This window comes from Nocardia sp. NPDC050793 (assembly GCF_040654065.1).
Taxonomy (GTDB): domain Bacteria; phylum Actinomycetota; class Actinomycetes; order Mycobacteriales; family Mycobacteriaceae; genus Nocardia.
Map to the genome: position 1 here is coordinate 971,513 of NZ_JBFAHG010000002.1, position 25,720 is coordinate 997,232.

Consider the following 25,720-nt stretch of genomic DNA (forward strand, 5'->3'; position numbering starts at 1 on the left):
GGGGGGAATAGCGGAAATAATTGCTCCCCTCCGCTAGTGGGTGTCGTTCGGCCCAAGCTTCACCCCCCGGGCGCCACGCCGGCCCCCGCCCCCCCGCGGCGGGGCGCGCCCCCGACGGTCGGCGGAATCCGATCAGCTCACGGGGACCGGTTCCTTCTTCAGCTCGACGGACTTCCGCTGCAGATCACGCAGCTTGGTGCCCTCGACGTCGATGTCGGGCACGATCCGGTCCAGCCACTTCGGCATCCACCAGGACCACTTGCCCATGATCACCAGCAGCGCCGGGATCAGCACCATGCGGACGATGAAGGCGTCGAACAGCACGCCCGCCGCCAGCGCGAAACCGAAGGACTTCGCCGTGACATCCGATTCCAGGATGAAGGAGGCGAACACCGAGATCATGATGATCGCGGCCGAGGTCACCACGCGGGCGCCGTGGTGGTAGCCGGCGACCACCGCGTCCTTGGGCGACTTGCCGTGCACGTATTCCTCGCGCATGCGGGTCACCAGGAACACCTGGTAGTCCATGGCGAGACCGAACACAAGACCGATGAGCATGATCGGCATGAAGCTGACGATCGGCTGCGGATCGTCGATCAGGCCGAGCCTGCCCTCCTGGAAGATCAGCACGGTCGCGCCGAAGGTCGCCGCCATGGAGAGCAAGAAGCCGAGCGCCGCGGTCAGCGGCACCAGGATCGAGCGGAACACCAGGATCAGCAGGATGAACGCTGCGCCTGCCACGATGGCCAGGTACGGAGCGATCTTGCTGAGCAGCACGTGGTCGACGTCGGCGTAGATGGCGGTGGTGCCGGTGATGCCGTATTCGATTCCGTACTGCGCCTTCAGTTCCGCCTCGGCTTCGCGGGCGTCGCGCACCAGGTCCTTGGTGTCCTGGTTGTTCGGGCCCGACTTCGGCACGCCGTCGAGCAGCGCGCCCGCCTTGTCCTCGCCGCTGAACTGCGGTTCGGTGACGTAGTCCATGTTGTCGTACGAGGCGAGCCGCTCGCGCACGGCGTTGACCGCCTCGTCGCGCTTCTCCGGTGCGACGTTGCTCAGGTCGACGGCGACGTTGAGCACGCCGTTGCTGCCTTCGCCGAAGCCTTCGGTGCGCAGTTCGTAGGCCTTACGCACGGTGGAGGTCTTGGGCATGCTGTCCTCGCCGGGCAGGCCGAGGTTCAGTCCGGTCGCGGGGGCGGCGAGCGCGCCGAGCGCGACGACGGACAGGATCAGCGCGACCCAGGGCGCCTTGCCGATCAAGCGGCCGAAGCGCATGCCGTTGGTGACGACGGCGTCGTTCTCCGGGTCGTGCTTGGCGACCAGCGGCAGCTTGGGCTTGAACAGGAACCGGCCGAACGCGCCGAGCAGCGCGGGCATCAGCGTGGTCGCGGTGATGACCGCGAAGCCCGCCGCGATCGCGCCGCCGAGACCCATGAAGGTGAGGAACTCGACGCCCACGATGCTGAGCCCGGCCAGGGCGATGATCACGGTGAGACCGGCGAACACCACCGCGGAACCGGCGGTGCCGAGCGCGGTGCCCGCCGCCTCTTCCGGCGAATCCTGCACGGCGAGTTCGTGTTTGTACCTGGACACGATGAACAGCGCGTAGTCGATCGAGAGCGCGATGCCGATCATCGAGGCGAGGAATGTGGTGAAGCTCGGAACCTCGATGATCGAGGTGCCCAACAGAATGACGGAGGTGGCCGCGCCGAGGCCGACGATCGCGGTGACGATCGGCACGAAGGCGGCCACGATGGCGCCGAAGGCCACGATCATCACGACCAGCGCGACGCCCATACCGATCAGCTCGGCGGTACCGCTCGGCTGCTCCTGCGTCTGGGCGATGGAACCGCTCACCTCGACTTCGAGCCCGGAGTTCCTGGCGTCGGCCCCCACGTCGTAGGCCGCCTTGCGGTTCTCTTCGGTGACGTCGGTGAACTTCGCGATGCTGAACGGCACGCTGATGACCGCGACGGAGTTGGGGGCGTCCTTGCTCAGCACGTTGAGCGGTGCGCCGCTGCACTGCGAGGGATCGGGGTTGGCGAGGCAGCCCATCTCCTCGGCGGCGTCGATCGGGTTGGCGATCGGCTTCTCGTGCTCGACGATGTCGAGCTGGCCGAGCTTGGCGATGAACGCCTCGACCGCCGCACGGTTCGCGGGATCGGTCAGCTTCTGCCCTTCGGGGGCGCCGATGACATAGGTTCCGGTGACGGCGTCGAACTTGAACGCCTCGGACGCGCCGGGGAAGTGCTTGTCGAGAATGTCGTTGGCCCGGGCCGAGGGCAGCTCGGGCATGCTGAAGTCGTTGCTCATCGGCTTGCTGAGCTGAGCGCCGAGACCACCGAGCAGCACGAATAGGACAAGCCAGACCGGAAGCACTATCCATTTCCGGCGGAAAGCGAACTTTCCGAATCTATAGAGGTATACGGACACGAGGGGTACTCCTAGCGATGACTGGGTGTGCTGGATCGTGGCGAGCAGACAACACTCTCGCGGGGCTCCCTGCCGTCCCCGCCTCCATATACGCTTCTGCCTACCGTGCGGTAGGTAGACTACCGAGCGAGTAAGTGGAGGTTCAACCTCTATTTTCGGTGGCAACCTTAGCCATGCACAGGATTGATGAGAGGATCATCCAATGGCCGGACCGGACGCACCCGACAGCGTTCTCGCAGGTAGCGGCACTAAAATCGCGATTCGCGACGCCGCGGTGAAGCTGTTCGGCGCCAAGGGATTCGAGCAGACGAGCCTTCGTGAGGTCGCGGATGCGGTGGGAATCACAAAGGCTTCTCTCTACTATCACTACCCCTCGAAGCTCGATCTGCTATTAGCGATCATCGACCCGATCATCGACCATCTGCGCTCGGTCGTGGAGGACATCGACGCGGTCCCGCACGACGCCGAAGGTGTGCGCGCGGTGCTACGCGGCTACCTGCGCGGGCTGATCCGGCACCGTGACGCGGGCGCGCTGTGCGTGCGCGACGCGGTGGCCATCGTCAACGCGATGGCCGACCGCTACCCGGACCTGAGGGATTCCAACCAGGTGCTGCGCGAGTGGCTGGCGGGCCCGGATCCGACAGACGAATCGCGGTTGCGGGCGTGCGCCGCGCTCGAGGTGCTCGGGGTGGCGCTGATTTCGACGGAGCTGGTCCCGGGCGCGGACGACTCGCTGCTGGAATCCACGCTGCTCGACTCGGCCACCTGCGTGTTGACCGCCTGCGGCACCGCGTAGATTCGAGCGCGTCGTCGAACACGCCTGGGAGTAGCCGTGCACATCACCGCGAAGGTCGATTACGCGGTGCGGACCCTGCTGGAAATCGCCATGGCCACACCGGAGGCCAAGATCAAGGCCGACTCCATCGCGACCGTGCAGCGGATTCCGCCGAAGGTGCTGGAGACCGTGCTGGGGGAGCTGCGACGCGCCGAGCTGGTCGTCAGCAGGCGCGGTCCCGACGGCGGTTACTCGCTGGCCAGGCCCGCGTCCGAGATCTCCGTCGCCGATGTGATTCGCGCGATCGAGGGCCCGCTCGCCTCGGTCCGCGGGCAGCGGCCGGAGGACGTGAAGTATTCGGGCGCGGCCGAACCACTGCAGCGGGTGTGGATCGCACTGCGCGTGAACATCCGCTCGGTGCTGGAGAACGTGACCGTCGGCGACATCGTCGCCGACGGTTTGCCCGAGTTCGTGGAGGCGCTCACCGGTGACCCCGGCGCCTGGGCGCGGCGCTGAGCTGGGGATTTCCGCCGGGAGAAAACTCCACGACCGCTGTCACCGATTGCCGGTAGCCTGCCAAGCATCATGTTGATCAGACTGCTCAGGACCCATCTGTCCCCCTACCGCGCACAACTGGCGGGGGTCGTTGCGCTCCAGCTGGTTTCGGTCATCGCGATGCTCTACCTGCCGAGTTTGAACGCCGATCTGATCGACGACGGCGTCACCAAGGGCGATATCGGCTACATCTGGACCACCGGGCTGTGGATGCTCGCGGTCACCGGCGTGCAGATCGTCGCGTCCTCGTTCTCGGTGTATCTCGGCGCGCAGGCCGCCATGGGCGCCGGCCGGGATCTGCGCGGTGCGCTGGTGCACCGGGTCGGCACGTTCTCCGCCCGCGAGGTCGGCATGTTCGGCGCGCCCTCGCTGATCACCCGCAACACCAACGACATTCAGCAAGTGCAGCTGCTCATCGTGATGTCGGCGACCATCCTGGTGATGGCGCCGATCATGTGCGTCGGCGGCATCGTCATGGCGCTGCGCGAAGACCTCGGCCTGTCCTGGCTGCTGCTGATCGCGGTGCCGGCGCTCGCGCTGTCGATGGGATTCATCGTGGCCAGGATGGTGCCGGGCTTCCGCGACATGCAGGAGCGCATCGATGGGGTCAACCGGGTGCTGCGCGAGCAGATCACCGGCATCAGGGTGGTGCGGGCGTTCGTCAGGGAGCGGCAGGAGACCTGGCGGTTCGGCCTGGCCAACACCGAGCTCACCGAGACGTCGTTGCGCGTCGGCAGGCTGATGGCGCTGATGTTCCCGCTGGTCATGCTGATCAGCAACGTCACAGCGGTGGCGGTGATCTGGTTCGGCGGGCACCTGATCGACTCCGGTGAGATGCAGATCGGCTCGCTCACCGCGATGCTGTCCTACGTCATGCAGATCCTGATGGCGGTCATGATGGCGTCGTTCCTCGCCATGATGGCGCCGCGCGCCGCGGTGTCGGCCGACCGGATCGGCGAGGTCCTCGCCACCGAGTCCTCGGTGCGGCCCCCGCACCTGCCGCAGCCGTTCAAGGGCGACCCGTCCTCCGTCGACCTGCAGTTCTGCGAGTTCGCGTTCCCCGGCGCGGAGAAGCCGGTGCTGCGCGCGATCCGGTTCCAGGTGGAGCCGGGCACCACGACGGCAATCGTCGGTGCCACCGGTTCCGGTAAGACCACGCTGCTCAACCTGATCCCGCGGCTCATCGACGTGACCGACGGCGCGGTCTACCTGGGCGGCACCGACGTCCGCCACCTCGACCTCGAAGTGCTGCGCGAACAGATCGGGCTGGTGCCGCAGAAGGCGTACCTGTTCTCCGGCACGGTGGCGAGCAACCTGCGCTACGGCAATCCCGACGCCACCGACGAAGAGCTCTGGCGCTGCCTGGAGATCGCGCAGGCCGCCGACTTCGTGCGGGAGATGTCGCAGGGTCTGGAGACGCCGGTTGCCCAGGGCGGCACCACGGTCTCCGGCGGCCAGCGCCAGCGTCTGGCCATCGCGCGTGCGCTGGTGCGCAAGCCGCGCGTCTACCTTTTCGACGATTCGTTCTCCGCGCTCGATGTCGCCACCGACGCCAGGCTGCGCGAGGCGCTGAAGCCGGAAACCAGGAACGCCTCGGTGATCATCGTGGCGCAGCGCATCGCCACCATCCGCGACGCCGACCAGATCGTGGTGCTCGAAGACGGCGTGATGGCCGGCATCGGCACCCATGAACAATTGCTGCGCGACTGTCCCGAGTACCAGGAGATCGTGGCGTCTCAGCTGAGTGTGGAGGAGGCGCGATGAGGCCAGGAGCTCCCAATCCCGGATCGCCGGACGCGAAAGCGAAATCGTTCGGGCCGTCGCTGAAGCGGTTGCTGCGCAGGCTGGCTCCCGAACGGTTCTACGTCTGGTGCATCGTCGGCCTCGCGATCGTCTCGGTGGTGCTCAACACCCTCGGCCCGTACCTGCTCGGCAAGGCGACCAACCTGGTCTTCGACGGCGTCGTCGGCAGGAACCTCGAGGCGATGCGCGGTCTGTCCAAGGAGCAGGCCGTCGAGCGGCTGCGGGAGGGCGGCAACGACACCCTGGCCGACATGCTCAACGCCATGAACGTCGTCCCCGGCGTCGGGGTGGATTTCGGCGCGGTGGGCCGGGTGCTGCTGGTCGTGCTCGCGCTCTATATCGGCGCCTCGGTGTTCGGCTGGCTGCAGGGTTATCTGCTCAACATCGTCATCAACAGGACGGTGAAGCGGCTGCGCAGCGAGGTCGAGGACAAGATTCACCGGCTGCCGTTGCGCTACTTCGACTCTCAGCCGCGCGGCGACGTGCTGAGCCGGGTCACCAACGACGTCGACAACGTCTCGCAGAGCCTGCAGCAGACCATGAGCCAGCTGCTGATGTCGGTGTTCTCGGTGATCGGCATCCTGATCATGATGTTCTGGATCTCGCCGCTGCTGGCGCTCATCGCGCTGCTCACCGTGCCCGGCGCGATCATCGTCACCGCGCAGATCGCCAAGCGATCCAAGCCGCACTTCGTCGACCAGTGGAAGTACACCGGTCTGGTCAACGCGCAGGTCGAGGAGGCCTACACCGGCCACGAGGTGGTCACCGCGTTCGGCCGCAGCCGCGAGGTGGGCCGGGAATTCGATGAGCGCAACCAGGCGCTCTACGAATCCAGCTTCAAGGCGCAGTTCATCTCGGGCCTGATCATGCCCTCGATCATGTTCCTCGGGAACGTGAACTTCGTGCTGGTCGCGCTGGTCGGCGGTCTGCGGGTGGCGACAGGGCACATCTCGCTCGGCGAGGTACAGGCGTTCATCCAGTACTCGAGGCAGTTCAGTCAGCCGCTGACCCAGATCGGCGCGATGGCGAACCTGCTGCAGTCCGGCGTGGCCTCGGCCGAGCGGATCTTCGAGATCCTCGACGCCGAGGAACAGAGTCCGGACCCGGTCATGGAGAACGCGCGACCGGTGGATCGCGGGCGGGTCGAGTTCGAGGCCGTCTCGTTCCGGTACGAACCGGAGAAGCCGGTCATCGAGCGGCTCGCGCTGGTCGCCGAGCCAGGACACGTGGTGGCGATCGTCGGCCCGACCGGCGCGGGCAAGACCACACTGGTGAACCTGCTCATGCGCTTCTACGAGCTCGACGCGGGCACCATCACCATCGACGACGTCGACATCACCGAGATCACCCGCGACCACCTACGCTCGCGAATCGGCATGGTGCTGCAGGACACCTGGCTGTTCCGCGGCACCATCCGCGAGAACATCGCCTACGGCAATCCGAACGCGAGCGAAGCGGAGATCCTCGCCGCGGCCCGCGCCGCCTACGTCGACCGCTTCGTGCACGCGCTGCCCGACGGCTACGACACCATCATCGATGAGGAGGGCGCCGGCGTCAGCGCGGGTGAGAAGCAGCTGATCACCATCGCCCGCGCGTTCCTGGCCAAGCCATCGATCCTGGTCCTGGACGAGGCGACCAGCTCGGTGGACACCCGCACCGAACTGCTCGTCCAGCACGCCACCGCGGCGCTGCGCAAGGACAGGACGAGTTTCGTCATCGCGCACCGGCTTTCGACCATCCGCGACGCGGATCTGATCGTCGTCATGGAGGCGGGCCGGATCGTCGAGCACGGCACGCACGAGCAACTGCTCGAAGAGCGCGGGGCGTACTACCGGTTGTACAGCGCCCAGTTCGCGGCGGCCGCGGCCGAGGCATGATTCAGGTGCAGAGCTGGGGGAGCAGGGTTCGGTAGACCCAGTCCTCCCAGCGCTGCGCCGACCAGCCCCTGGTGCGGACCAGCAGCAGGAACAGTTCGGTGCTGAGCAGGCCGTACAGCAGATCGGCCGCCTCCTCTGCCGAGACATCCTGGCGCGCACCGGGTTTGGCCATCAGGGCGGTGGCGGTGCGCAGCTGCACGGTGTAGCGCGGATCGGCCGGGTCGGCGGGCCACATCGCCGCGACCTCCGGGTCGGTGGCCGCGGCCGTCTCGATCACCTTGTGGATCGGCGCGATGCGCTCGAGCACCGGCCGGGTGCCGCTGATGTGCGCGCGCAGGTGCTCCGGCGCGGTTTCGGCGGACAGCGCGGCGCGGAACCAGTCCCGTTCCATGGTCGCCACCGGTTCGTCGTCGCCCGCGATCGTGACGTCGACCAGTTCCTTGAGCAGGGTGCGCTTGTTGCCGAACACGAAGTAGATGGTCTGTACGGCCACACCCGCCCGCGCGGCGATCTCCTGCAGGTTGCTCGCGCCGTAGCCCTGTTCGACGAACAGCTCGCCCGCGGCGGCCAGGATTCGCCGCCTCGTCTCCTGCGCCTTGACGGCCCGCTTGTTCGTCCCCTTGACGGCGCTCATGGCTGGAGTTTATGTCCGGCGAGTCGGTCAGGCGCGGAACGCACAGGGCCGCCTGCGAGGATGAGAGGCGTGTCAGATCCGGAATCGTTCTCGTTCACCGTCGGCGCCCGGCTGGATGGGCGGCACGGTCGCACGGGCGTCATCCAGACGCCGCACGGCGCGATCGCGACGCCCGCGTTCATCCCCGTCGGCACGAAGGCGACGGTCAAGGCGGTGCTACCGGAGACGATGAGCGAACTGGGCGCGCAGGCGCTGCTGGCCAACGCCTACCACCTCTACCTGCAACCGGGCGCCGACATCGTGGACGAGGCGGGCGGGCTCGGCGCGTTCATGAACTGGCGGGGGCCCACCTTCACCGACAGCGGCGGCTTCCAGGTGATGTCGCTCGGCGTCGGGTTCAAGAAGGTGCTGGCGATGGAGTCCGTCGACGTGCGCAGCGACGACGTGATCGCCGCGGGCAAGGAGCGCCTGGCCACCGTCGACGACGACGGCGTCACGTTCCGCTCCCACCTGGACGGCTCCAAGCACCGGTTCACCCCGGAAGTCTCGATGGGCATCCAGCACCAGCTCGGCGCGGACATCATGTTCGCCTTCGACGAGCTCACCACGTTGCTGAACACCCGTGCCTATCAAGAGAAGTCGCTGCAGCGCACGCACGAGTGGGCGCAGCGCTGCATCGACGAGCACGAGCGGCTGACGGCCGCGCGCACGCACCGCCCCTATCAGGCGCTGTTCGCCGTCATCCAGGGCGCGCAGTACGAAGACCTGCGCCGCAAGGCATGTCGCGAACTGGAGGGGATCCGCGGCGCGGGCGGAACGGGTTTCGACGGTTACGGCATCGGCGGCGCGCTGGAGAAGCACAACCTCGGCGCCATTGTCGGCTGGTGCTGCGACGAACTGCCGCAGGACAAGCCGCGGCACATGCTCGGCATCAGCGAGCCGGAGGACGTCTTCGTCGCGGTGGAGAACGGCGCGGACACCTTCGACTGCGTCAATCCGTCGCGGGTGGCCCGCAACGCCGCCATCTATGTCGACGAGGGGCGTTTCAACATCAACACCAGCCGGTTCCGCCGCGACTTCACCCCGATCGACGAGAACTGCGACTGCTACACCTGCGCGCACTACACCCGCGCTTACCTGCACCATCTCTTCAAGGCCAAGGAGATGCTGGCCGCAACGCTGTGCACGATTCACAACGAGCGCTTCACCGTTCGCTTGGTCGACCGCATCCGCGCCAGCATCGAAGACGGCCGCTTCGACGAGTTCAAAACCGAAGCACTCGGCCGCTGGCAGGGGCGCATCCGCACGCCTTAGTTCCGGGCGCACGCGCCAGCTCGGCGTGCACGTCCCACCCTGGGCCCACGCCCCAGCCGGGCGTACGCACTGGACCGGCCTCGTCCCAGCGCAGCTCGGGCTGGACCGGCCTCCGTCCGAGTTGCGCGCTGGACCGGCCCCGCCCTAGCCCGAGCGTGCGCGCGCTGGACCGCAGCGTGCGCGCCGGGATAGGCGCATCAGGCCATACCTCCGCATTCGCTCCTGCCGCGCGCGGAGTCGAGGGCGGACTGCGTCCGGCAGCGCTCCCGACGCGTACCACCTCCGGTGCTGCCGAGGACGGACCGCGTCGGGCCGCACCCTGAGGCGTACCTCCGCCATCGCTGCGGGCGTGTGCGGAGGTCGGCGACGGATCGCCCGGCAGCGTCCTACGCGTGCAGCGGGTCGACCGAGCGTGGTGCGTAACTGGGTTCGTGCTTCTTCAGCAGCGCGATGACCCGGTAGGTGATCGGCATCACGAGTATCTCGACGAGCGTCTTCCACAGGAAGCCGACGATCACGTAATTCACGAACTGCTGCCAGGTTTCGATGCCGATGGCCCCCGCGGCGATCGAACAGAAGATCAGGGTGTCGGCGAATTCGCCGACCACCGTGGAGCCGATCAGCCTGGCCCACAGGTGCTTCTCCTTGGTGCGCTCCTTGATCAGCACGAGTGTCGCGGAATTCAGCAACTGGCCGACGAGATATCCGGCGAGACCGGCGATCACGAGCCGCGGCACCGGGCCGATGACGCTGCGCAGCGCCTCCTGGTTCTCGTAGAAGCCCGCGGCGGGCAGGCGGAGCGCGACGGCGAAGCACAGCACGGTCAGCAGCAAAGCGCCGAAGCCGTAGTAGATGGCGCGCCGGGTGGCGCGGAAGCCGTACACCTCGCTCAGCACATCGCCGAGGACATAGGCCAAGGGGAAGAGGAAGAACGCGCCGTCGGTGACGATCGGCAGGACCTGGAACGGTCCGAGCGTCACCGATTCGTCGCCGAAGAATTCGACGCCCTTGGTGGCGCAGATATTCGAGATGATCAGCGTCGCGGTGAACAGCGCGACGATCGGTGTGTAGTACCCCCGCGCGACCTGGGCGAATGCCGCGTGGTCCGGCGCGGGGTGTCCAGATCCGTCGTGTTCTTCGGTTTTGTGCACATCACTCACGGGCCTCATCCTCCCAGCTCGGACCCGTCCGCGTTGGCCTCTCGTCACCAGTTGGCCGCTGTCGTCCCGCTTTCGCGGTCGGCGCTGCCTGTCTGTGCGCCGGTCCCCGCGCAACTGAAGCGGGACCCAGTCCGCCTGCGCCCATTACGCTGTACTCATGACGAATCCCGGCGATTCCGACGAGTGGTGGAAGCAGTACGGCGGCCAAGGCGTGTCGCCGGACTCGGGCGCCCAGGGCTCGGTTCCGCAGTATCCGGCCTCCGAACCGACCGGGTACCCTTCCGCCCCGCAGTACCCGCAGCAGCCACCGCCGTCGCAGCCGCAGTACCCGAACTATCAGCAGCCCGCCGCCGGGTCGTACCAGTCGGGTCCCGCGCCCTATCCGCAGCAGCCGAACTACGGCTATCCCCAGGGCTACCAGCCGTACGGCGCGCCACCGAGCCAGGGCTCGAACGGTCTGGCGATCGCCGCGATGATCGTCTCCATCGCCGGTGTCGCCTCCTGCTGCTTCCTGCTGCCCAGCATCATCGGCCTGGTGCTCGGCGTCGTCGCACTGAACCAGATGAAGCAGTCAGGCAACTACGAGGGCAAGGGCATGGCTCAGGCGGGCGTGTGGGTCGGCGTGGGCGGCATCGTGCTCGGCATCCTGTATTGGGTGCTCAATATCATCGGCGTTGTGGCGGGGGCGTGAGTCGCACGGCGATCCACGCGAAAACGTCTCGCGCCGAAAACGACTCGCTCTGAAAACGACTCGCTCTGAAAACGCCTCAGGGGCGCTCCCGTTGCCGGGAGCGCCCCTGAGTATCTGCCGGGGTCGGATCAGCCCTTGACGACCTGAGTGCCGCCGGCGAACTTGTCGTGCCAACCCTGCTTGTTCGGGTCCTGCTCGATGGTGACGGCGATGTAGATCGCCAGACCGAGCGAGACCAGACTGCCCAGGCAGTAGACCGCGCTCGCCGCCAGGAAGACGTTGCGCTTGAGCGAGGTCATCGGGTCGATCTTGGCCGCGCCGCCGGGCGCGACCACTCGCAGGCCGAGGATCTTCTTGCCGAGCGTCGCGCCCTGCGTGGACTCCATGCCCACGAAGTAGCCCGTGATCAAGATGCCGGACAGCGCGGTGGTGATGATGCTGGCGACGAAGCCGCCGCCGAGCGCCGCCCCCAGGAAGGCGACGATGATGCCCGCCGGGATACCCGCGATGACGCCGTCGATCAAGCGCGCGGCGAAGCGCGGCAGCAGTTCACCGGGCTGCGCGCCGCCGAAACCACCGGCCCCGTAACCCTGCTGCTGCGCGTACTGCGGCTGGCCGTAAGGATCCTGGTTGTACTGCGGCTGCTGGCCGTACTGCGGCTGCTGCTGGCCGTAAGGGTCCTGGCCGTACTGGGGCTGCTGGCCGTACTGCGGCTGCTGCTGCTGCTGGCCGTAGGGGTCCTGGCCGTATTGCGGCTGCTGGCCGTACTGCGGCTGTTGCCCGTACTGCTGCTGGCCTTGCGGGTACGGCTGGCCGTACGGCTGCCCGCCCTGGGGATTCTGGTTGGGGTCGTACCCACCGCTCGTCATGCTCTGTCCTCGTGGTGATCGGTTGATCAGTGGTCGTTCCGTACGTTACGGACACCCGCTGGGTTGCAACAACCCGTCTGCGGTCATGATCCAGGGTTCCTTGGGCATTCGCGCCGGATCGAAATGTTCCAGGAGCTGCGACGGCGTGCTCGCGGTATAGCCGAGCGAGTCGGCGAGCATGGCCACCACCTGTTCGGGCGTGTTGCCTAGGGCGAGCCGGTCGGCGAGGGTCACCGCGCCGTCGCGCTTGGCCAATCGCTGGCCGTTCTCGTTGAGCACCAGCGGCACGTGGGCGTAGTGGGGGCTGGGCAATCCGAGCAAGCTCGCCAGATAGGCCTGGCGCGGGGTGGAAGGCAGCAGGTCGTCGCCGCGCACCACTTGGTCGATGCCCTGTTCGGCGTCGTCGACCACCACCGTGAGGTTGTAGGCGGGCGTGCCGTCGCCGCGGCGCAGCACCACGTCGTCGATCGGTCCGCGGTAGCGGCCGTGCAGTTCATCGGTGATCTCGAAGTCGGCGGCCACGGCGCGCAGACGCAGCGCGGCGGGTCTGCCCTCGGCGCGGCGTCGCGCGCGGGCCTCGGCGCTCAGGGTGCGGCAGATACCGGGATAGGCGCCCATCGGTCCGTGCGGCGCGGTCGCGGCCTGCTGGATTTCCCTTCGGGTGCAATAGCACTCGTAGGTCAGGCCGGCGGCGGTGAGCTGCTCGATGGCGGCGTCGTAGTGCGGCAGGCGCTCGGACTGGCGGACCACCGGGCCGTCCCAGTCCAGGCCGATGGCGTCGAGGTCGGCGAGCTGGCGCTCCGCGGCGCCGGGACGCACCCGATCGAGGTCGTCGATCCGCAGCACGAACCGCCGCCCGGTCGATCGCGCGAACAGCCAGGCCAGCAGGGCCGTGCGCAGGTTGCCCAGATGCAGGTCGCCCGAGGGGCTCGGCGCATAGCGGCCCGCGCCTCGGGCGAGCTGGTCGGCGTGGGCGGGCGGCACGACTGCCATGGTAGGCGGCGACGCTGTTGTCCCGGTCGAACGCGTGTCCCGGTCAGACGCGCAGCCGCGGCTTGAGATCGTCCTCGGTGATCGCGGTGCCGGTGTCCAGCGCGGCGAGCAGAATTTCGGCGCGCGCGATCAGGCCGGCGCCGTCGATGTCGTAGGGCAATGCTCGGTTCCCGAGTTCCATCGAGTCGTCCGTCCTGTCGCCATGACTATCGTTGTCCGAATTGCGGCTATCGCCTGGTTCGTAGGCCCTGAGCCGGCCCACCGCCCGAGTCAGCAGGGTCCGCGCTCCCTTCGGATTACCGCGCTGTATGTGTGTCAGACCGACCGCGTATTGCGCCAGTCCCTGCCACAGCATCCTCTCGGCGAACGGCCCGTTCTTCCACGCGGCCTCCAAAACCTCGTGTGCGTTGAATGCCAGACCGTCGTCCAGGAGTTGCTGGGCGAGGGTAAGTGTTTGCTGGGGTGGGAGATTCAGATCGTCCGGAATTCGCGGCACACCCGCGCTACCCACCGGTAGCGGGCGGCCGAATCGGTCTCGCGGGCGGGGGTTGCGGGCGCGACCTGCCTCGTCGCGTGGGCGTTCGACCATAAGATCCATGATCCACGCCGTGTCCAGGCCGGATGCGCGAGGTCCGCGATCGGCGGCTTTCATTGACGGATCACGGACCAATCACGTCGGCGCATATGTTTACCCTCCGTAGTATTCGAGGGAAAGCCGGAGACTGGCAATGTCTCCGCAACTTATCGTCTTCGCAAGCTTGGCAAATGGGCTGGTTCGACCGGCAAGAGACCGGCAAATTCTTCGTGGAACCTGCTAGGGTTTAGCCCGCAGGAGTAACCCGGGGGTGCATTCACCGGGAACTATCAGTGCGATACCGCGCACCGAGAAAGTTGCGCGCTATCAGCAGGCGCACCACGGCATTCGGCGTTCTCGCCGGGTGTCGGAGCTAGTTAGAACGATCTCAATTGGAAATATTCTCGTTCTCGACGCAGCAAAGGAGCTAGTGCCGTGGAAGTTGATTTGACGGGGGCTGTGTGGCGTAAGAGCTCATACAGCGGCGCCGACGGGAACTGCGTGGAAGTGGCATTTCTCGGCGGCGGCAATGTCGCGGTTCGCGATACCAAGGACAAAGGCAGCGGCCCGATCCTGGCGTTCACCCCGGGCGAGTGGGACGCATTCCTGAGTGGAGTATCGGCGGGGGAGTTCGACGGGGCCTGAATTTCAGGTCCGACGAGCTGTCAGCACGGGCCCCGGGTCGAGACAGACTCGGGGCCTTCGCGCATCCGAATTCGATCGCCGGCTATTCGGTTTCGTTGTGGCCGTTGCCGTTTCCCGTGATGCGGTCCTGGTAGCGCCGCAACACCGCCAGCTGCCGGTGCTCTTCCTCGTGCTCGATGGCGCGATTGCGGTTGGACTCGGCCACCGGATCGGCGCGCAGGAAACTGCCCGTGCCCGGCTTGCCCGCCGAACCCAGCCGGTTCATCTTCTTCGGCACCGCCGCGCCCTGGTACTCCAGCGGGAGCGGGTGACCGTGCTCGTCGACCGGGCCGAGCGGTTGGTGCACCTCGATGTACTCGCCATGCGGCAGACGCCTGACCACGCCGGTCTCGATGCCGTGGTCGAGTACCGCGCGGTCGCTACGTTGCAGCGCGACGCACAGGCGATAGGCGACGAAGTACGCGATCGGCGGCCCGAGCAGGAGGCCGATGCGGCCGATCCAGGTCGTCGCGTTCAACGAGATGTCGAACTTGTAGGCGATGATGTCGTTGACGCAGGAGAGCGTGAGCACCACGTAGAACGTGATGGCCATGGCGCCGATCGCGGTGCGCACCGGTACGTCGCGCGGACGTTGTAGCAGATTGTGGTATGCCTCGTAGTCCTTGGTGAGGCGCTTCTCGATCCAGGGATAAGCGATCAGCAGCGTGAACACCAAGCCCATGGTCACCGCGACCCAGAACACGGCGGGGACCGTGTAGTTGCCGATGTAGAGCTCCCACGGCGGCATCAGGCGCGCCATGCCGTCGGTCCACATCATGTAGAAGTCCGGCTGCGAACCCGCCGAGACCTGGGACGGGTTGTAGGGGCCGAGGTTCCAGATCGGATTGATCTGCAATAGACCGCCCATGATGCCGACGATGCCCAGGGTGAACGCGAAGAACGCGCCCTGATCCGCGGCGAACACCGGCACAATGCGCGCGCCAACCACGTTGTTCTCGGTACGACCCGGGCCTGGGAACTGGGTGTGCTTCTGGTACCAGACCAGCGCGATGTGCGCGGCGATCAGGGCGAGCATGATCCCGGGGAAGAGCAGCACGTGGGTGACGTAGAGGCGCGGGATGATGATGTCGCCGGGGAAGTCGCCGCCGAACATCAGCCAGTGCATCCAGGTGCCGATCACTGGGATAGAGATGGTGATGCCGGAGAACGCGGCCCGCAGACCGGTGCCGGAGAGCAGGTCATCGGGCAGCGAGTATCCGAAGAAGCCCTCGAACATCGCCAGGATCAGCAGCAGCGATCCGAGTATCCAGTTCGCCTCACGCGGCTTGCGGAACGCGCCGGTGAAGAAGATCCGGAACAGGTGCACGATGATCGACGCCGCGAACAGCAGGGCCGCCCAGTGGTGGACCTGCCGCACGAACAGACCGCCGCGCACCTCGAAGGAGATGTTCAACGCGGTCTCGTAGGCCCGCGACATCGTGACGCCGCGCAATGGCTGATAGGAGCCGTCGTAGACGACATGCGCCATCGACGGGTCGAAGAACAACGTCAGATACACGCCAGACAGCAGCAGGATGATGAAGCTGTAGAGGGCGATCTCACCGAGCAGGAACGACCAATGGGTCGGGAAGACCTTGTTGATCGACCGCTTCATGAACGCCGCAGCGCGATACCGCTGATCCGCCGCATCAGCCTGTTCGCCAATTGTTCGCGCAAGCTCGTTCGCCATGGCCGACACTCCGCTTCTGCGTGTGTGGAATGGGTCTACTACAGACGGTAGCAATATCTCGGCGCGGAATCGATAGTTTTCGGAAGTCCCTGTTGATCAAGATCATCAAAGGTCCACGGCACTGCCCGGGAGACCGCCTCGTTCGTGCCATATCGTCGGTGCGTGAGTTCGATGGCACCGCAGGACGCGACCATGTTCTGGCTGTCGGCGCGCACCCGCAACGATCTGTTCCTGCTCTACAGCTTCGCCGATGCGGGCGTGCCGACCGACGCGCTACGCACCACCGTGGCCGCCCGCAGCGCCCGGATTCCCGACCTGCGGGTCCGGCTCCGCGAGACGCCCGCCGACCTCGCCTACCCGTCCTGGGTGCCGGGCGAATTCAGCGCCGATCAGTTCGTCGAACACCGGTCGCCGGATTGGGCTGCGGTGCAAACGGCGCTCGGCGACCTGCTCGCCACCGGCGTCGACGCCAGGATCCATCCGTGGCGGTTGCACGTCTTCCGCGGTGTCGCGGGTGCGCCCATGCGGGCATCGGACGCCGAGCTCGCCACCGTGGTGGTGCTTCAGATGTCGCACGCGCTGGCGGATGGGAAGCGGGCCGCGGCGATCGCTCGGGAGTTGTTCTCCGAAGGGGGTGTCGGCGCGGGCGATGCGGGTTCGGATGGGCAGAGCGGGTTCCGCGTCGGCAGAGCCCAGGCGGTCGATGTGACATCCGATAGCGGCGGTGCGCACCCGGCACTCGACACCGTTGGCCGGATGGTTGCGCGACTGTGGCGTTCGGGACTCGCGGCGGCGGTGTCCGGCGCCGTTCTGCTGCCCGCCGGGGTCGCTCGCACGGCGGTGCGCGGGTATGGCGCGTTCCGCGCGCAGGCCGAGCTGTCCCGGCTGACGGAGGCTGGAGAGGTGCCGCCCCCGGTACCCGGGTTCGCGCCGAGCGCGGTGAACAAGGTTGGACCCCGGGGGATCATCGAGCATCGTGCGCGGATGATCGTGTGTTCCGCCGAGGAGCTTCGCGTTCCCGGCCGGACGGTCACCGTCGTCGTGCTGACGGCGGTGTCGGTGGCGCTGGCCGAATATGTTGCAGCGCATGGCGAACCGGTGGACCGGCTCGGAGCTCAGGTGCCGATGGCATTAACGGAGCAAAGTAATGGGTTGGTGCACAACAACTATCGCAGTCTCGGCATAGACCTTTTCGTCGACGAACCGGATCTGCGAGCGCGGGCCGACCGGATCGCCGCCACTCTCGCCGATCGTCGCCTGCGCGCGCGGCATCCGCTGCTGTCCGCCCAGGACCGCGTCACCGCCGTCACCCCCGCGCCGATCCTGCGCCGCGACGTCGACCGCTATCCCATCGACGCGGTGCCCGATTCCATCGCTGGCCACACCGTCGTCTCCAGCGTGTACCGCGGCCCCGCCGACCTGTCCTTCGGCGGTGGACCCGTCCGCTGCACCGGCGGGTTCCCCGCCCTCGGCGCGGTCATGCATCTCACCCACGGTGTGCACGGACTCGGCGACACGGTCACGGTTTCCATCCACGCCGACGCCGCGGTCGTCCCGGATGTGGACGAGTACGCGAACCTGCTCCGTGCCGCGCTGCGTGCGGTGGCGGCGACGCTCGCGGCGGATACCGAGCGCTGAACCGCGCTCAGTCGTTCTCCGCGGCCAGTCCATCGAAAACTCGCGTGTAGTAGCCGATGAAGAACCGCCGCCCCGCCAGCCGCATCATCGCCAAGGTGGCCTGTGTCGACGGATGCACCGCGGTGTTGTCCCACACCCCGTGCACATCGCTGCCGCCGTCCTCGGCCGGCTGGATCGTCACCTCGTGGAAACCGCCCGGCGCCAGATAATCGCTGTCGACCACGCGCATCCGCACCGTCCCTGGCGTCGACCAGTCGTAGCGCCAGCGCGCCGAAATCGGCGGAAAGTCCTGCCCTTCCACCACGTCCGCCGTGTGCTCACCCACCTCGAGCGCCCGATACCGCCGCGCCGACAGCGCGGGCCACCGCCGCGGCCGCTCCGCGGAGAAATCGGTGAACAACTCGACGACCTGCTCCGGCGCCGCAACGGTATGCAGGTCGAACTCGAACCGAGTACGCATCTCGCCTCGCTCACCACCGAAGACTGCAGAGTCCGAGTCTAGGCCCGCCCCCACGTCAGTTCCTCCGATATGCGTCTTCTGCGCAGCGGTTTCCCGAATCCATCGAACGGGGTACGCTGACATACAAAAATTTGTATATTGCCTGCGTGAAGCCGATCAGGTTCGTTGCCACCGCGCTCGACGACCTCCGCGAGTTCCCGCTCGCCGCGCGCAGAGAATGCGGTTACCAACTCGACCGGGTTCAACGTGGTCTCGACCCGACCGACTGGAAACCAGTCTCGGCCGTTGGGCTTGGCGTCCGTGAGATCCGGGTTCGGGACCACAACGGCGCGTTTCGTGTCATCTATGTCGCGAAGCTCGCCGAGCGCATCTACGTCCTGCATTGTTTCCAGAAGAAGACCCAGCAGATCCCGGCGGCGGATCTGAATCTGGCGGCCAAGCGGCTCAGGCAGGTCGTGGCGGAGTTCGAGAAGGGAGAGCGCTGATGGCGGACGAGTCGTTCGACAGCGTGTGGGACGCGATCGAGGACACCCCACAGGAGGCGGAGAACATGCGACTGCGGTCGCGCCTGATGATCGAGCTGACCGAACGGATCACCGCCCAGGGCTGGACGCAGCTTGCGGCGGCCGAGCGGCTGGGCGTGACCCAACCCCGGGTCTCCGATCTCATGCGCGGCAAGGTCCATCTGTTCAGCCTGGACTCGCTCGTCAACATGGTGACCGCGGCGGGCATGCACGTCGAGATGACGGTGAAACCAGCCGCGTGATCGGCCCACTCGGGTGCCGTCATCGATCGGCTTCCGTTCGGTGGCGGGCGGTTGCCTGTAGGGTCTGGGACTCGTGGTGGACAGTGGAACTCTCGCTCCGCGCGAGGTGTACAAATGGGGCATCATCACCGCGCTCGGCGTGGTCGCGGGGTATGTCGCGGTTCTACTGGCCAACGTCCGGCATTTCTATACCGACGACACCGAGTCCCAGTACGCCCCGCTGTGGGTGATGATGGGCAGGCGGCTGCGCGACGGTGATCTGCCGATCCTGGTTCCCGAGCACTGGATGGCGGGCAACTACACCATCGAAGAGGCGGGCCTGCTGAATCCGCCGCAGCTGCTGATCGATCTGATCGCGCCCTCGGTGGACAACCTCGCGCTGTACGCCACCGTGGTCAAGCTGATCTTCGCGATCGTGCTCGGACTCGGCGTCTACCGGATCTGTCTTGCCTACGGGTCGCGGGCGCCGTGGGCGGCCGTGGCCGGCGTCGCCATCCCGTTCAGCGGCTGGCTGCTGTTCTTCGACGAGGCCAGCTGGATGACCGCGTTCACCGGCACCGCTTGGCTGGCGCACGCGTGGGCGTCGGGTGTGCGCTACGCGCGCGGGCGCTCCGGGCCGATCCCGACCTTCGTCTTCCTTTATCTGGCCATCTCGGTGCAGTACATCTTCCCCGCCGTCGAGGCCGGGATCATGATCGTCGCGGTGGCCGTCGGCGAACTCGTCCACCAGCGCAAGTGGCAACCGTCGCTGCGGCTGCTCGTGGTCTCGGCTTGCGCGGCGCTGGCCGGACTCGCGACGTACCTGCCGAGCATGCTCTCGGCCAAGGTCACCTGGCGAGGTACCGCACAGATCAACAACGACCAGCTGCTGACCGTGCCGTGGTCGGAGTCGTTGAACGCCAGCCTGCCCAGCACCTTGCCCGCGTTCACCACGTGGTGGGGTTACGTGCAGCCGATGCCGGTGGTCTACGTGGCCTGGTTCGTCATCCCGGCGCTGGCGTTCGTCGACTGGCGCAAGGCGCTGGATTCGGCGCGCGAACTGACCGCGCCCGCGCTTTTCACGGCGGTCATGCTGATGTGGACCGCGGGTCCCGGCGCCATCGGTCCGCTGCGCTGGCCCGCGCGCGTGCTGCCGATGGTGGCGCTCGGCATGCTGGTGCTGTTCGGTGTGCTGCTCGGTCGTTTCGCCACCTTCGCCGATTGGCGGCGGCGCGGATTGATCGCGGCCGGGCTGATCGGCCTGTTGTGGCTGCGTTCGGTGTCGGCGGCGCCGCAGGAAGTGGTGTGGCATGCCGTCTCGGCCCTCGCGGTGGCGGCGCTCGGTGCGGCGGCGGTGTGGCTGGCGCGCGGCCGTGGCGCGGCGGCGGCGTGCGCGCTGATGGTCGTCTCGATCTTCCCGATCGCGTATCTGCAGGTGTGGTCGGCCCAGCCGACGCCACTCGGCTGGAATCTGCCGGAACACCGCTCGCAGATGAAGGCCGCCTTCCCGGATTTCCCCGGCACCACGCTGCAGCTGGGCGACCGCGCACTCATCCCGCCCGCCGAACGCACCTTGGACGGCGCGTACGGATCCCTCGTCTTCGGCAACTACGCCAAGGATCTCGAGCTGACCTACGTCAGCGGATACACACCGAACGGCCACTTTCAGTTCGGCGAGATGCTCTGTATGCGCTGGGACACCAGCGTCTGCCCCGACGCCTTCCGCAGGGCCTTCGCCGTCGAGCCGACCACCGGCAAGACCGTCGTCGATCTGATGAAGGTGGACCGGGTCTTGCTGCACACCGCCCTGTACCCGGACGCGCGCAACCAGCCCGCCCCGCAGGGCTGGAAGTGGGTCGACTATCCCGGCCACGAGAAGTACATCTCCGTGCTGGAGCGGGAGAACGGCCTGCTCTCCACCGTCAACGGCCGTGTTGCCACCGCGAACGGCGTGACCGCCGAGTCCATCGCCGAATCGGACACCACCAGCCGGGTGCGGGTGAGCTCGGAAACGGGTGGCCGCGTGGTGTTCGCGCGGTTGAACTGGCCGGGCTACCGTGTCACCCTCGACGGCCGCGAGATACCGACCGATGCCGTCGCGAAAACCTTTGTCGCCGTTGATATTCCGCCCGGCACCAGGAACGCCGAACTGAAGCTCGCCTGGCAACCGCCCGGCTGGCCGATCGGCGGCGCGAGCGCCCTGATCGGACTGCTCGGCGTCGGCGTTCTGCACTGGCTGTACCGCCGCCGCGGGAAAGACGAGCCCGCCGGACTTTCGCAGGCGGACGACGCCGTCGAGGCCGAGCTGGCCGTCCGATGAACACCGTCGACCAGGCCGAACTGGATCCCGGGCCGCTGCTGCGCATCGTGCGGCGGCAGGAGATCGCGTTCGCCATGGTCGGCATCGTGAACACCGGACTCGGTATCGCACTGACGGTGATGTGGCTGGCGATCTTCGACGGCCGTGTCTCGGCCGCGCTCGCGCCTCCCGCGGCGTACAGCATCAGCATCGTCGTCGCGTTCGTGCTGCACCGCACCCTGGTCTTCCGGGTGCGCGGACGCGTCGTGCGCGATTTCTTCGCCTTCGTCGCGGTCAACTCCGGCGGCCTGCTGATGAACATGGTGCTGCTCCAAGCGGCCGTCTCGCTGCTGCACCTGCCGAGCATTCCCGCGGCGATCGGAGTGATGGGCCTGGTCGCCGTCGCCAGTTTCTTCGGTCACCGGCACATCTCGTTCCGCCGCAAGCCCGCCGAGCCCGGTCTGGTCGGAGCCGCCGGACAATAGCGGTTCTGTGCCAGGCCTTTCGTGCTCGGGCTACGCCACGGACGGCGCGGGGACGCGCTCCGGTGCGGGAAGGGGCTCCAAGCCGAGTTCGGCTCGTGCGGCTTTGATGACCGAGAGTTCCTGTTCGACGGTGCTGGCAATGGCCTTGTGCCACAACGTCCTGATGTCGTCGAGGTCGTCCACGGTCGCATCCCCGTCCAGGGTGAGGGTCAGCTTCTGCACGGTGATGTTCGCGGCCGCGGTCAGCGTGCGCAGCAGATCTTCACAGCGGTTCGGGATGCGCGGGCTCGACAGGATGCGCAGCCGGGTGACCGATCCGGCGCACTGCCCGATGCTTTCGTGCAGATCGAGGCCGAAGCGGTCGATCTCGCCGAGGTAGGTGAAATCCTGACTGGACAGTTGCTGCCGGACGGTGGCCGAGGTCTCCAGCAGCGCGGTGACGGCCGCCAGCACCGATTCGCGACGCCACTTCTCGTGCTCGCGCTGTTCGGCGGCTTCGGTATTCCGTTGCGCGGCTTCCAGTGCGGACCTGCTCCGCTCCTCGGCCGCCGCGTTGACCGCCTCCACGTTCCGCTGCGCGGCCTCCAGCGCGATGCTGCCGCGCTCGTGGGCGGCGTCGATCGCCCTGCGGTTCGTGCGGTTGGTGATGAGGACGCCGACCAGTACGACGAAGGCGACGACCAGGGAACTGAAGAGGGGGAGCCACTGAGTCACCCCGGAATCATCGCAGCCCTGCCGCGTTCCCGGTGTCGGCCTCGCCGACAATGCGCGCGGATGTCGGAAAGCCCAGGGTTCAGCCGAGGTCGGCGCGGGCACGGGGCCTGGAGGGTGGGCCACCAGAATTCGGGGACTTGACCTCGAGTTAGGTCGAGCTCTTAGCGTCGGCGCGGTGGAAAGGAACACCGTGACAACACTGGTAACAGGCGCGACCGGCAACACCGGCCGCCACGTCGTGGCGGAGCTGGTGCGTCGAGGCGAGCGCGTGCGGGCACTTACCCGAAACCCCTCCGCGGCGGCCGCGAAGCTCCCGCCCGGAGTGGAACTGGCCGCGGGCACCCACACCGCACCCGAGACTTTGGCCGAGGCGCTCGACGGCGTCACCCGCCTGCACATCACCGTGACGGCCGGACTGGCCGAGGTCGGTCCCGAACTGGTCCGCCGGGCCGTCGACGCGGGCGTCCGGCGCATCACGGTCGTCTGGGGCGGTGGTGTCGGCCCGGTCGAACAGGCCGTGGCCGACTCCGGCGTGGAGTGGACGCGGCTCGAGCCGCAGGAATTCATGTCCAACACACTGACCTGGACCGACTCGATCCGCGCCGAGGGCGTGGTGCGAGAACCCTACGACCACCCGAGCGCCGTGGTGCACGAGGCCGACATCGGCGCGGTGGCCGCCGCGGCGCTGGTCGAAGACGGCCACGCCGGTCGCGTGTACAACCTCACCGGCCCGCAGCCGCTGACCCTGCACGAACGGCTCGCGATCCTGTCCGATGCGGTCGGCCGCGACATCGCCTTCGACCGGATCACCCACGCGCAGGCCGTGGAGCGACTGATAGCCACCGGCGTCTCCCAGGCCGACGCCGATTACGTCATCGGCTGGTACGCCACGCCACCCAAGGAATCGGCGATCGTCGACGACACCGTTCCCCGTGTACTCGGCCGCCCGGCAAGGACCTTCGCGGAATGGGCCGCCGAACACGCGGAGCGCTTTCGAAGTCCCGCACCTGCGGGCAACGTGCGCTGAAGCCGGTGCGCTGATATCTCACGACGAAGTTCCGTGTCCGCACGGCGCCATCCAGCGGCGCCGTGCGGGCACGTTGCATCCACCGATGCCGGATGACCCTGAGCGCGGGTCACACGGCCGGGTGGTTGCTACGCACGTTCCGTGCGACAGGCTCGGTCAGCTGCTACCGAACAAGCCGAAGGGGAAGAAGTTGTTCGATCCACCACCCCAACCCTGGTCCCCGCGGCACCGGTCGTAGCCGCGATCGCTCCAGCCGTAACCGCCGCCGCCGTAGCCGCCGTATCCACCGCCGCCGTAACCGCCGCCCCACCAGTTGTCGTTGCCGCGGTCGCACCGGTCGTAGTCGCGATCGACATTGCACATGAAACCGCGTTCACACGGCGGGAAGCCGGTCTGCACGACGCCGGGCGATGACGCGGGCACGGCCGTCGCGGGAGCCGCCGTCACCATCGGAACTGTCATCGCGGCCCCCACTACCGCTACCCCCAGGATTAGGCGCGCCCTGCCCACCACACGGATCTTGTTGGTGTTCATCTCTAGCCTCTTCCGGCGAGCCCGGCATGCGGCCTGGACAACCCGCCGATCGGTCGGTTGGTTGGACATTCCCCGACTTCCTAGATCCTAGGCGCGCACTATCGGTTGCCACCAGTATGCGGGCACCCGAATTTCGGGGGTTCCGCCTCGCTATGCGGGCAAATTGTTCGGGCCCACTCAGGAACCCTCGTCGGCCTCTTGCGCGTCGCTGTGGGCACAGAGCTTCAACACCGGTGGGGTTGGTCGTCCGCGGCTTCGTCGGATGTTTCGACGGATCAGTCCGCCGAACGCGACGTCATCGACCGCCCGCGGCAAATTTGTCGCGGCCTCGGGGGTGTATTCAGCGCGATACGACATGTCGTCGTCATGGCGACCGGTCAGGAAAGCGACGTCGGTAGCCGAGAGCGGCTTTTCGAGCAGCAACACGGTGGTGAACACGACGGCAAATGGCGCCTCCGAATGACACTGTCGAGTAACGGTTTTGGCTCGGCGGGAGACATAGTTCGGGGGAGATGGGCCCCGGGGCCTGTCCGAATGCAGTAAGAGAGTGATCGATGCCCTATGAATGCCGAGTGACCCGGTCCCGGGCCGGAACTACGGCGCGCCCACGTGTCGCGGGTGATCGACCGCTGGGGGAAACTACTTCGACGACAATGTGGCCGATGATGGCCCGTGGAATGGAGCCGACTGTTCGATGAAGCTTTCCGCACTACGCAGCGTGGCCGCTCTGCGCACCGCGGCCCTCGCGCTCACCGCCGCGTTGTCGGTGGCGGTGGCCGGTGGCGCCGCTTCGGCCGAGCCGCAGAAGCCCTCGGCCGTGACGTCCATCGTCAAGGAGGGGCGTACCTGGCACCTGAAGGTGTACTCGGCGTCGATGGACACCGAAATCAAGGTCGACGTGCAGCGTCCGGCCGACGAGTCGACGCCCGCGCCGAACCTCTACATGCTCAACGGCCTGGACGCCGGCGAAGGAACCGCCAGCTGGAGGGCCGCAACGCACGCGCTTGAATGGCTGGCCGACAAGCCGGTCAACGTCATCCAGCCGATCGGTGGTCGCGGCAGCTACTACACCGATTGGCAGCAGCGGGACCCGGTCCTCGGGCTGAACAAGTGGAAGACCTTCTTCACCGAGGAGCTGCCTCCGCTGCTCGACGAGACGTTGAACTCGACCGGCCTCAACGCGTTGGCCGGCCTGTCGACCTCGGGCACGTCGGTGTTGCAGCTGGCCGAGGCCAAGCCGGGGCTGTGGAAGACGGTCGCCGCTTACAGTGGCTGCGCGCAGATCGCCGACCCGATGGGTCAGCAGTTCGTCAAGTTGGCCACCGAGACCTGGGGAGGCGGCAACACCGTCAACATGTACGGTCCCGCCGACAGCCCGCTGTGGGCCGCGAACGACCCGGTCATCAACGCGGAGAAGCTGCGCGGCACGCTGCTCTACGTCTCCAGCGGCAGCGGCATCCCGGTGATGGAGGACGTCCAGTACTACCTGAGCACCGCGCCCGGCCCCATGGGCGCGGTCAATCTGAGTCTCGGTGTGATCATCGAAGCGGCCGTCAACGGTTGCACCGCCAACCTGAAGAACCGGCTCGACTCGCTGAACATCCCGGCGACCTACCAGTTCAACCCGGTCGGCACCCACTACTGGCCGTATTGGGAAGAGGCGCTGCACAACTCGTGGCCGCTGCTCGCCCAGGGCATGGGCCTGAACGGCTGATACCCGCGCGGGACGGATTCCTGCGGATCGAGTGGACCACTGAGTAGTTACCGCG

Annotated in this window: 25 protein-coding genes; 14 read left to right on the top strand and 11 right to left on the bottom strand. The window is 67.2% G+C overall.

Annotation, left to right across the window (positions count from 1 at the left end; translation table 11 throughout):
- Nucleotides 1–132 precede the first annotated feature (132 nt).
- A complete protein-coding gene (locus AB0H50_RS09900) occupies nucleotides 133–2,430 on the bottom strand; it encodes an MMPL family transporter (protein ID WP_357449069.1) in 2,298 nt (765 codons plus the stop codon).
- Between the two features lie 202 nt (nucleotides 2,431–2,632).
- On the opposite strand from AB0H50_RS09900, the gene AB0H50_RS09905 reads away from it, so the two are divergent.
- The 4 genes from AB0H50_RS09905 (at nucleotide 2,633) to AB0H50_RS09920 (ending at nucleotide 7,440) form a co-directional block, all read left to right on the top strand.
- Nucleotides 2,633–3,226: a TetR/AcrR family transcriptional regulator gene (locus AB0H50_RS09905; RefSeq protein ID WP_357449071.1), complete on the top strand. Its 594-nt coding sequence runs from the start codon at nucleotides 2,633–2,635 to the stop codon at nucleotides 3,224–3,226.
- Nucleotides 3,227–3,262: 36 nt separating this feature from the next.
- The gene (locus AB0H50_RS09910) at nucleotides 3,263–3,721 is read left to right on the top strand and encodes an Rrf2 family transcriptional regulator (protein WP_357449073.1); all 459 of its coding nucleotides are present in this window, start codon (nucleotides 3,263–3,265) and stop codon (nucleotides 3,719–3,721) included.
- 69 nt (nucleotides 3,722–3,790) lie between these two features.
- Entirely contained in the window at nucleotides 3,791–5,524 is a 1,734-nt protein-coding gene (locus tag AB0H50_RS09915) for an ABC transporter ATP-binding protein (RefSeq protein ID WP_357449075.1), read from the top strand.
- On the top strand, nucleotides 5,521–7,440 hold the full coding sequence (locus AB0H50_RS09920) for an ABC transporter ATP-binding protein (protein ID WP_357449077.1): 1,920 nt from the start codon (nucleotides 5,521–5,523) through the stop codon (nucleotides 7,438–7,440). The genes AB0H50_RS09915 and AB0H50_RS09920 overlap by 4 nt, the downstream gene beginning before the upstream one ends.
- 1 nt (nucleotide 7,441) lies before the next feature.
- Here the strand turns inward: AB0H50_RS09920 and AB0H50_RS09925 are convergent, their stop codons facing one another.
- Entirely contained in the window at nucleotides 7,442–8,074 is a 633-nt protein-coding gene (locus AB0H50_RS09925; RefSeq protein ID WP_357449079.1) for a helix-turn-helix domain-containing protein, read from the bottom strand.
- A 60-nt stretch (nucleotides 8,075–8,134) separates the two neighbouring features.
- On the opposite strand from AB0H50_RS09925, the gene tgt reads away from it, so the two are divergent.
- Nucleotides 8,135–9,388, top strand: a complete 1,254-nt coding sequence (tgt, locus tag AB0H50_RS09930; RefSeq protein WP_357449081.1) for a tRNA guanosine(34) transglycosylase Tgt — start codon at nucleotides 8,135–8,137, stop codon at nucleotides 9,386–9,388.
- A gap of 386 nt (nucleotides 9,389–9,774) precedes the next feature.
- Here the strand turns inward: tgt and AB0H50_RS09935 are convergent, their stop codons facing one another.
- On the bottom strand, nucleotides 9,775–10,557 hold the full coding sequence (locus tag AB0H50_RS09935; RefSeq protein ID WP_357449083.1) for a queuosine precursor transporter: 783 nt from the start codon (nucleotides 10,555–10,557) through the stop codon (nucleotides 9,775–9,777).
- A 148-nt stretch (nucleotides 10,558–10,705) separates the two neighbouring features.
- Between AB0H50_RS09935 and AB0H50_RS09940 the strand changes: the two genes are divergently transcribed.
- The gene (locus AB0H50_RS09940; RefSeq protein WP_357449085.1) at nucleotides 10,706–11,239 is read left to right on the top strand and encodes a DUF4190 domain-containing protein; all 534 of its coding nucleotides are present in this window, start codon (nucleotides 10,706–10,708) and stop codon (nucleotides 11,237–11,239) included.
- A gap of 128 nt (nucleotides 11,240–11,367) precedes the next feature.
- Here AB0H50_RS09940 and AB0H50_RS09945 read toward each other — a convergent pair whose 3' ends face one another.
- From AB0H50_RS09945 to AB0H50_RS09955, 3 genes are read right to left on the bottom strand one after another with little or no spacing between them, the layout of a single operon-like run.
- Nucleotides 11,368–12,108: an RDD family protein gene (locus AB0H50_RS09945; RefSeq protein WP_357449087.1), complete on the bottom strand. Its 741-nt coding sequence runs from the start codon at nucleotides 12,106–12,108 to the stop codon at nucleotides 11,368–11,370.
- Nucleotides 12,109–12,153: 45 nt separating this feature from the next.
- On the bottom strand, nucleotides 12,154–13,092 hold the full coding sequence (gene gluQRS / locus AB0H50_RS09950; RefSeq protein ID WP_357449089.1) for a tRNA glutamyl-Q(34) synthetase GluQRS: 939 nt from the start codon (nucleotides 13,090–13,092) through the stop codon (nucleotides 12,154–12,156).
- A gap of 52 nt (nucleotides 13,093–13,144) precedes the next feature.
- Nucleotides 13,145–13,690: a DUF309 domain-containing protein gene (locus AB0H50_RS09955; RefSeq protein WP_357449419.1), complete on the bottom strand. Its 546-nt coding sequence runs from the start codon at nucleotides 13,688–13,690 to the stop codon at nucleotides 13,145–13,147.
- 420 nt (nucleotides 13,691–14,110) lie between these two features.
- Between AB0H50_RS09955 and AB0H50_RS09960 the strand changes: the two genes are divergently transcribed.
- A complete protein-coding gene (locus AB0H50_RS09960) occupies nucleotides 14,111–14,320 on the top strand; it encodes a DUF397 domain-containing protein (protein WP_357449091.1) in 210 nt (69 codons plus the stop codon).
- A gap of 82 nt (nucleotides 14,321–14,402) precedes the next feature.
- On the opposite strand, the gene AB0H50_RS09965 is transcribed toward AB0H50_RS09960, so the two are convergent.
- Complete coding sequence (locus tag AB0H50_RS09965) at nucleotides 14,403–16,049, bottom strand: cytochrome bc complex cytochrome b subunit (RefSeq protein WP_357449093.1); 1,647 nt, start codon at nucleotides 16,047–16,049, stop codon at nucleotides 14,403–14,405.
- 171 nt (nucleotides 16,050–16,220) lie between these two features.
- Between AB0H50_RS09965 and AB0H50_RS09970 the strand changes: the two genes are divergently transcribed.
- Nucleotides 16,221–17,687 (top strand): WS/DGAT domain-containing protein, encoded by a 1,467-nt coding sequence (locus AB0H50_RS09970; protein WP_357449422.1) that lies wholly within the window; start codon nucleotides 16,221–16,223, stop codon nucleotides 17,685–17,687.
- Nucleotides 17,688–17,694: 7 nt separating this feature from the next.
- On the opposite strand, the gene AB0H50_RS09975 is transcribed toward AB0H50_RS09970, so the two are convergent.
- Nucleotides 17,695–18,147, bottom strand: a complete 453-nt coding sequence (locus AB0H50_RS09975) for a hypothetical protein (protein WP_357449095.1) — start codon at nucleotides 18,145–18,147, stop codon at nucleotides 17,695–17,697.
- A 146-nt stretch (nucleotides 18,148–18,293) separates the two neighbouring features.
- Between AB0H50_RS09975 and AB0H50_RS09980 the strand changes: the two genes are divergently transcribed.
- The 4 genes from AB0H50_RS09980 to AB0H50_RS09995 all read left to right on the top strand — a co-directional run bounded on the left by AB0H50_RS09980 (nucleotide 18,294) and on the right by AB0H50_RS09995 (nucleotide 21,676).
- Nucleotides 18,294–18,632 carry a type II toxin-antitoxin system RelE/ParE family toxin gene (locus AB0H50_RS09980; RefSeq protein ID WP_357449097.1) on the top strand — a complete coding sequence of 113 codons (339 nt, stop codon included), beginning with the start codon at nucleotides 18,294–18,296 and terminating at the stop codon, nucleotides 18,630–18,632.
- The gene (locus AB0H50_RS09985; RefSeq protein ID WP_357449099.1) at nucleotides 18,632–18,913 is read left to right on the top strand and encodes an XRE family transcriptional regulator; all 282 of its coding nucleotides are present in this window, start codon (nucleotides 18,632–18,634) and stop codon (nucleotides 18,911–18,913) included. The genes AB0H50_RS09980 and AB0H50_RS09985 overlap by 1 nt, the downstream gene beginning before the upstream one ends.
- Nucleotides 18,914–18,989: 76 nt before the next feature.
- Nucleotides 18,990–21,212: a hypothetical protein gene (locus tag AB0H50_RS09990; protein ID WP_357449424.1), complete on the top strand. Its 2,223-nt coding sequence runs from the start codon at nucleotides 18,990–18,992 to the stop codon at nucleotides 21,210–21,212.
- Complete coding sequence (locus AB0H50_RS09995) at nucleotides 21,209–21,676, top strand: GtrA family protein (RefSeq protein WP_357449101.1); 468 nt, start codon at nucleotides 21,209–21,211, stop codon at nucleotides 21,674–21,676. Before AB0H50_RS09990 ends, AB0H50_RS09995 begins: the two co-directional genes overlap by 4 nt.
- A gap of 30 nt (nucleotides 21,677–21,706) precedes the next feature.
- On the opposite strand, the gene AB0H50_RS10000 is transcribed toward AB0H50_RS09995, so the two are convergent.
- Entirely contained in the window at nucleotides 21,707–22,390 is a 684-nt protein-coding gene (locus AB0H50_RS10000) for a hypothetical protein (RefSeq protein WP_357449103.1), read from the bottom strand.
- Nucleotides 22,391–22,580: 190 nt separating this feature from the next.
- Between AB0H50_RS10000 and AB0H50_RS10005 the strand changes: the two genes are divergently transcribed.
- Nucleotides 22,581–23,417, top strand: a complete 837-nt coding sequence (locus AB0H50_RS10005) for an NmrA family NAD(P)-binding protein (RefSeq protein WP_357449105.1) — start codon at nucleotides 22,581–22,583, stop codon at nucleotides 23,415–23,417.
- A gap of 156 nt (nucleotides 23,418–23,573) precedes the next feature.
- Here AB0H50_RS10005 and AB0H50_RS10010 read toward each other — a convergent pair whose 3' ends face one another.
- Both AB0H50_RS10010 and AB0H50_RS10015 read right to left on the bottom strand, forming a co-directional pair.
- Nucleotides 23,574–23,951: a hypothetical protein gene (locus AB0H50_RS10010; protein WP_357449107.1), complete on the bottom strand. Its 378-nt coding sequence runs from the start codon at nucleotides 23,949–23,951 to the stop codon at nucleotides 23,574–23,576.
- A gap of 177 nt (nucleotides 23,952–24,128) precedes the next feature.
- Nucleotides 24,129–24,389, bottom strand: coding sequence for a hypothetical protein (locus AB0H50_RS10015; protein ID WP_357449109.1), 261 nt, complete (start codon nucleotides 24,387–24,389; stop codon nucleotides 24,129–24,131).
- A gap of 256 nt (nucleotides 24,390–24,645) precedes the next feature.
- On the opposite strand from AB0H50_RS10015, the gene AB0H50_RS10020 reads away from it, so the two are divergent.
- The gene (locus tag AB0H50_RS10020) at nucleotides 24,646–25,665 is read left to right on the top strand and encodes an alpha/beta hydrolase family protein (protein WP_357449111.1); all 1,020 of its coding nucleotides are present in this window, start codon (nucleotides 24,646–24,648) and stop codon (nucleotides 25,663–25,665) included.
- The last annotated feature ends 55 nt before the right edge of the window (nucleotides 25,666–25,720 follow it).